Below are 6,052 nucleotides of genomic sequence, written 5' to 3'. Positions count from 1 at the left end.
CGACATGGGGCTCGGCAAGACGGTCCAGGCGCTCGCGCTGATCGCTCACGCGCACGAGGCTCATGAGGACCGCCCCGCCTCCGGCGCCGGGACGGTCGCCGAGGCGGTCTCCGACTCCCCGGGGCCGTTCCTCGTGGTGGCGCCCTCGTCCGTGGTGCCCAACTGGGAGGCCGAGGCCCGCAGGTTCGTGCCCTCACTGCGCGTGGCCCGCCGCTCCGCCACCGAGACCACGTCGCCCACCACCGTGGCCGAGGACGCGTCCGCGCATGACCTCGTCGTGACCTCCGCGACGGTGCTGCGGCTCAATGCCGAGGCCTACGCGGGGATCGGGTGGGCCGGAGTGATCCTGGACGAGGCCCAGCAGGCCAAGAACCCCTCGTCCAAGCTGTTCGCCGCGCTCGCGGTGTTGCGCGCGGACTTCCTGCTCGCCGTCACCGGCACCCCCATGGAGAACAACCTCACCGAGCTGTGGGCGATCGCGGCCCTGTCCTGCCGCGGAGTCCTGCCCGACGCCGCGGATTTCCGCGCGCTGTTCAGGACCCCCATCGAGAAGGACGGGGACGCGGAGGCACTGCGTCGCCTGCGCCGCCGACTCCGGCCGTTCCTCCTGCGGCGCCGCAAGGAGCTGGTGGCCGGAGAGTTGCCACCCCGGACCGACGCGGTGCTGGAGGTCGAGCTCACGGTTGCGCACCGGAGGGTCTACGAACGCGAACTCGCCCGGCAGCGGGCCTCGCTGCTGGCGCTGCTCGACGATTTCGACTCCAACCGCATCAGCATCCTCGCCGGGCTGACCGTCCTGCGACGGCTGTGCCTGGACCCCTCGCTGGTGGACCCGGGACACTCCTCCATCCCTTCCGCCAAGACCGACGAGCTGGTCGCCTCGCTGCGTGAAGTCGTGGCCGAGGGGCACCGGGCGCTGGTGTTCAGCCAGTTCACCAGCTACCTCGACACAGTGGTCGACAGACTGCACGCCGAAGGGATCACCGTCGCTCACCTCGACGGCAGCACCACCGACCGGGCCGGTGCCGTCGGCGAGTTCACCGAGGGCGGCGCGCAGGTGTTCTGCCTGAGCCTCAAGGCCGGGGGAGTGGGACTGAACCTCGTGGGCGCCGACTACGTCTTCCTGCTGGACCCCTGGTGGAATCCGGCCACCGAGGCGCAGGCCGTGGACCGGGCGCACCGCATCGGTCAGACCCGGCCCGTGCTGGTGTACCGGATGGTCGCCCGCGACACCATCGAGGAACGGGTCATCGAGCTCCAGCGCCGAAAGGCCGAGCTCTTCGCCTCCGTGCTGGACAGCGGGGAGCACTTCTCCGCCGCGCTCACCGCCGAGGACCTGCGGGGGTTGATCGAGTAGGGGTCACCGCACCGCCGGCATCGCCAACCCCGCGGCCACCGCGGCCCCGAACAGCGCGGTGTCCCGCGAGGGGGAGAAGACGACCCGCGGCGCCGGAATCGTGTGCGGCAGCGTGTGCAGCTGCTCGGCGACCGGCCCGTGCAGAGCCTCGCCCAGGCCCACAACGATCCCGCCGGTGAGCAGGACCGTGCGGGGCCGGAACAGCTGGACGGCGTCGACGACGAAGGATCCCACTCGATGGGCGTAGATCTCGGCGGCGCCGTCGCCGTGTTCCCGCTCGAGGTCGTAGAGTCCGTGCCCGCCCAGGCCCCACCACGCCTCGGTGGTGCCGCCGTCCACGACCAGGCGCCAGTGACCGAGGTCCCACCCGGTGTGGCCGCACGGATGGATGAGCGCACCGTGGCGGTTGAGCGCGCCGAAGGACAGGGTGGTCCCCAGCGAGATGGCGATGCCACCGAACTCGACGTCGGGCAGTTGCGTCAGGGCCAGGGCATGGGCATCGCCGTGGCCGATCACGGACACCGGGGCGTCCAGGAGGTCGACCAACTGGGAGCGCATCGGTCCCTCAGCCCAGGCGGCGGCCCGGGAGGCCTCGATGACCCCGCGGTCGGCGTCGACGTGTCCGCTCACCGAGACGCCGACGCCGCTGGGGGAGGGATCGACGGCGCGGATGACGCCGGCCAGGTCCTCTGCGGTGGCCACCTCGGCCCCGTGCACCCCGACCACACGGCCGTCGATGACGGCACCGATGCGCGTCCCGCTGCCGCCGATGTCGACGACCACGCCGTTCCTCATCAGATCGCCTCCTGTTCCACTCCGACCATTGTCACCAATAGTTCGTAGCGGGCGGGCGAATGGGTGTGGTGGGGACTAACCCGTGTCAATGTTGCGGATCGGGTCGCTCGCCTGGCCCACGGTGCTGCAGTACAGCTTGGCGGACTCCTGGTTCAGCGTCACCTCCATGCCGGCGGGATCAGACTGTCCTTTCTCGTCGAGGAAGGTGGTGATCACCTCGCGCTGGTCCTCGGGCGGCATCTCCATGTAATCGGCGCAGGTGGTGTCACCGCCCTGGTTGGGGTCCAGTGCGGCGCAGCCGGAGACGAGGGCCAGGGACAGCGCGGCGGCGGTCGCGGTGGCGGTCAGTATCGCGGGGCGGTGGCGGGTGGGCATGGCGGACCTCCGGAGCGTGACGACGACGATGAGGTGAGCGGATGATGAGGTGAGCGTAGGCCCGCAGGGTGACGGACGTCACCGTTCGGCCGGGATTCGGATGGGCCCTTCCCGAGTTCTAGTAGATATGACAACATCTTTTGAGGCTCAGGCCTCCCTACAGCTGGACTCCGCTGCTCAGGACCTGCTCTTCCGCCAGGCCCGTTCCGCTAACGCGTTCACCGACGAGCCCGTGACCGACGAGCAACTCCGCGCGATCTACGACCTGGTCAAGTGGGCGCCGACGTCGATGAACAACCAGCCGCTGAGGATCGTCGTGCTGCGCTCCGAGGAGGCCAAGGCCCGCCTGCTCCCGCACCTCGCCGAGGGGAACCGGGCAAAGACCGCCTCCGCCCCCGCCGTCGCGCTACTCGCCGCTGACGTGGACTTCCACGACGAGTTGCCCCGGCTCTTCCCCCACTTCCCCGGGGCCCGTGACCTGTTCTCCGACGAGGCCGCGCGGGCCGGCGCGGCCGAGCTCAACGCGAGCCTGCAGGTGGGGTACACCATCCTGGGCATCCGCGCTGCGGGTCTCGCCGCCGGGCCGATGACCGGGTTCGACGCCCCGGCGATCGCCCGGGAGTTCTTCCCCGACGGCCGCCATCGTGTCCTGGTGGCCATCAACATCGGCACACCGGCCGAGAACGCCTGGTTCGACCGACTGCCCCGGCTCGACTACGACGAGGTCGTCACCACCCTTTGAGGGGGATCGTCAGAGGCTTCCCACCAGGCGGAGCGCGAACTGGTCGCCATGGCCCAGCGCGGGCGAAGGCTGCGGTGGTGTCGGTATTCGTCCCCGATCTCTTAACTTGAGCGGAATAGACTCAAGGCTCGCGAGGTTCTACGTACTGTCCGGTCCTGCTGTGGGCCGGTATTGATCCGAGTACGCTCAAGAACACGTCGAAGAAAGGACCGGTCGATGAGCCAGTTCAACCCCACGACCAAGACCCAGGCGGCTCTGTCGGCCGCCGTCCAATCCGCCTCGGCGGCAGGGAACCCGGATGTCCGTCCGGGACACCTCCTCGTGGCACTGCTCGAGCAGCAGGACGGGATCGCCACGCCCCTGCTGCAGGCCTGTGGCGTGGACCCGAAGCTGGCTCTGAGCCAGGCCAAGGCCCTCACCGCGAGTTACCCCAGCGCGTCCGGTTCGGGGCTGGCCGCCCCCAACTTCAACCGCGACGCCCTCGCCGTCATCAGTTTCTCCCAGACCCTCGCCACCGAGATGGGCGACGACTACGTCTCGACCGAGCACGTCCTGGTCGGCATCGCGGCGGGCCACACCGGCGGTGACGCGGCCAAGCTCCTCAACGAGCTCGGCGCCACCGAGGACGCGCTGAAGAAGGCATTCGCCGCGGTGCGTGGCAACACCCGTGTGACCACCGAGAACCCCGAGGACCAGTACCAGGCGCTGGAGAAGTACTCCACGGATCTCACGGCCCGGGCACGGGACGGCAAGATCGACCCGGTCATCGGACGCGACTCGGAGATCCGGCGCGTGGTCCAGGTCCTGAGCCGCCGCACCAAGAACAACCCGGTTCTCATCGGCGAGCCCGGCGTGGGCAAGACCGCCATCGTCGAGGGCCTGGCCCGGCGGATCGTCGACGGCGACGTGCCCGAGTCGCTCAGGGGCAAGACCCTGCTCTCGCTGGACCTGGGCTCGATGGTCGCGGGTGCCAAGTACCGCGGCGAGTTCGAGGAGCGGCTCAAGGCCGTGCTCGACGAGATCACCGCCTCCGAGGGCCAGATCATCACCTTCATCGACGAGATCCACACCATCGTCGGCGCGGGCGCGTCAGGTGAGGGGTCGATGGACGCCGGCAACATGATCAAGCCGATGCTCGCCCGCGGCGAGCTCCGGCTGGTCGGTGCCACCACTCTCGACGAGTACCGCAAGTACATCGAGAAGGACGCCGCCCTGGAGCGTCGCTTCCAGCAGGTCTACGTGGGGGAGCCGAGTGTCGAGGACACCGTCGGCATCCTGCGCGGGCTCAAGGAGCGCTACGAGGTGCACCACGGCGTGCGCATCACCGACTCCGCGCTGGTCTCCGCGGCCACGCTCTCGGACCGCTACATCACCCAGAGGTTCCTCCCGGACAAGGCGATCGACCTGGTCGACGAGGCCGCGAGTCGGCTCAAGATGGAGATCGACTCCCGACCGGAGGAGATCGACGCCGCCGAGCGGATCGTGCGTCGGCTCGAGATCGAGGAGGTGGCGCTGCAGAAGGAGACCGATGCCGCGTCCAAGGACCGTCTGGTCGCCCTCCAGTCCGAACTCGCCGATTCCAAGGAGAAGCTCGCCGAACTGACCGCCCGCTGGCAGAACGAGAAGACCGCCATCCAGGGCGTGCAGAAGGTCAAGGAGGAGCTCGACGCCCTGCGCACGGAGTCGGAGAAGGCCGAGCGCGACGGCGACTACGCGCGCGTCGCCGAGATCCGTTACGGCCGGCTTCCCGAGCTGGAGAAGCAACTCGCCGAGGCGGAGGAGAGCGAGGCCGCCTCGAACGCCATGCTCAAGGAGGAGGTCGGGCCCGAGGACGTGGCCGAGGTGGTCTCCGCCTGGACCGGCATCCCCGTGGGCAAGATGCTCCAGGGTGAGACCGAGAAGCTCCTGCGCATGGAGGACGAGATCGCGCGCCGGGTCGTCGGCCAGGGCGACGCGGTCCGGGCCGTGTCCGATGCCGTTCGCCGGGCTCGCGCCGGGGTCGCCGACCCCAACCGGCCCACCGGGTCGTTCCTCTTCCTCGGCCCCACGGGCGTGGGTAAGACGGAGCTGGCCAAGGCGCTCGCGGAGTTCTTGTTCGACGACGAGCGGGCCATGGTCCGGATCGACATGAGCGAGTACTCCGAGAAGCACAGCGTCTCGCGTCTGGTGGGTGCCCCTCCGGGGTACGTCGGCTACGAGGCGGGTGGGCAGCTCACCGAGGCGGTGCGCCGGCGTCCGTACACGATCGTGCTGCTCGACGAGGTCGAGAAGGCGCACCCGGACGTGTTCGACATCCTCCTGCAGGTGCTCGACGACGGTCGTCTCACCGACGGCCAGGGCCGGACCGTGGACTTCCGCAACACCATCCTCGTGCTCACGTCGAACCTGGGCGCGGGTGGCTCGCGCGAGCAGATGATGGACGCGGTCAAACGCGCGTTCAAGCCGGAGTTCATCAACCGGTTGGACGACGTCGTGGTCTTCGACGCGCTCAGCGAGGAGCAACTCGAGTCGATCGTCGACATCCAGATCGACGAACTCGCGCGGCGCCTCAAGGGACGTCGACTGACCCTCGAGGTCGACGACGCGGCCAAGGGCTGGCTGGCCCGGCGGGGCTACGATCCCGCCTACGGCGCCCGCCCGCTGCGCCGGCTGGTGCAGCAGTCGATCGGCGACAAGCTCGCCCGGGCGCTGCTCGCCGGCGACATCCGCGACGGCGACACCGTGCGGGTCTCCCTCGCCGAGGACGGGGAGTCGCTCACGCTGAGCTGATGATGTCCGGATAG

5 protein-coding genes are annotated in these 6,052 nt (G+C 69.6%); 3 read left to right on the top strand and 2 right to left on the bottom strand.

What is annotated here, in order from left to right; genetic code table 11:
• On the top strand, positions 1 to 1,357 hold a 1,357-nt coding region (locus tag G6026_RS03640), incomplete at its 5' end, for a DEAD/DEAH box helicase (protein WP_182612289.1).
• A gap of 3 nt (positions 1,358 to 1,360) precedes the next feature.
• Here G6026_RS03640 and G6026_RS03635 read toward each other — a convergent pair.
• Entirely contained in the window at positions 1,361 to 2,152 is a 792-nt protein-coding gene (locus G6026_RS03635; RefSeq protein ID WP_107757457.1) for an ROK family protein, read from the bottom strand.
• 75 nt (positions 2,153 to 2,227) lie between these two features.
• Positions 2,228 to 2,527 carry a hypothetical protein gene (locus G6026_RS03630; protein WP_107757456.1) on the bottom strand — a complete coding sequence of 100 codons (300 nt, stop codon included), beginning with the start codon at positions 2,525 to 2,527 and terminating at the stop codon, positions 2,228 to 2,230.
• A gap of 127 nt (positions 2,528 to 2,654) precedes the next feature.
• On the opposite strand from G6026_RS03630, the gene G6026_RS03625 reads away from it, so the two are divergent.
• A complete protein-coding gene (locus G6026_RS03625) occupies positions 2,655 to 3,269 on the top strand; it encodes a malonic semialdehyde reductase (protein WP_182612288.1) in 615 nt (204 codons plus the stop codon).
• Between the two features lie 216 nt (positions 3,270 to 3,485).
• The gene (gene clpB, locus G6026_RS03620) at positions 3,486 to 6,038 is read left to right on the top strand and encodes an ATP-dependent chaperone ClpB (protein ID WP_107757455.1); all 2,553 of its coding nucleotides are present in this window, start codon (positions 3,486 to 3,488) and stop codon (positions 6,036 to 6,038) included.
• The last annotated feature ends 14 nt before the right edge of the window (positions 6,039 to 6,052 follow it).

The organism is Dietzia sp. DQ11-38-2 (assembly GCF_014145055.1).
In the GTDB taxonomy this organism is placed as follows: Bacteria; Actinomycetota; Actinomycetes; order Mycobacteriales; family Mycobacteriaceae; genus Dietzia.
Note: the sequence above shows the minus strand (reverse complement) of the source record. Positions and strands in the feature narration are given on the sequence as shown.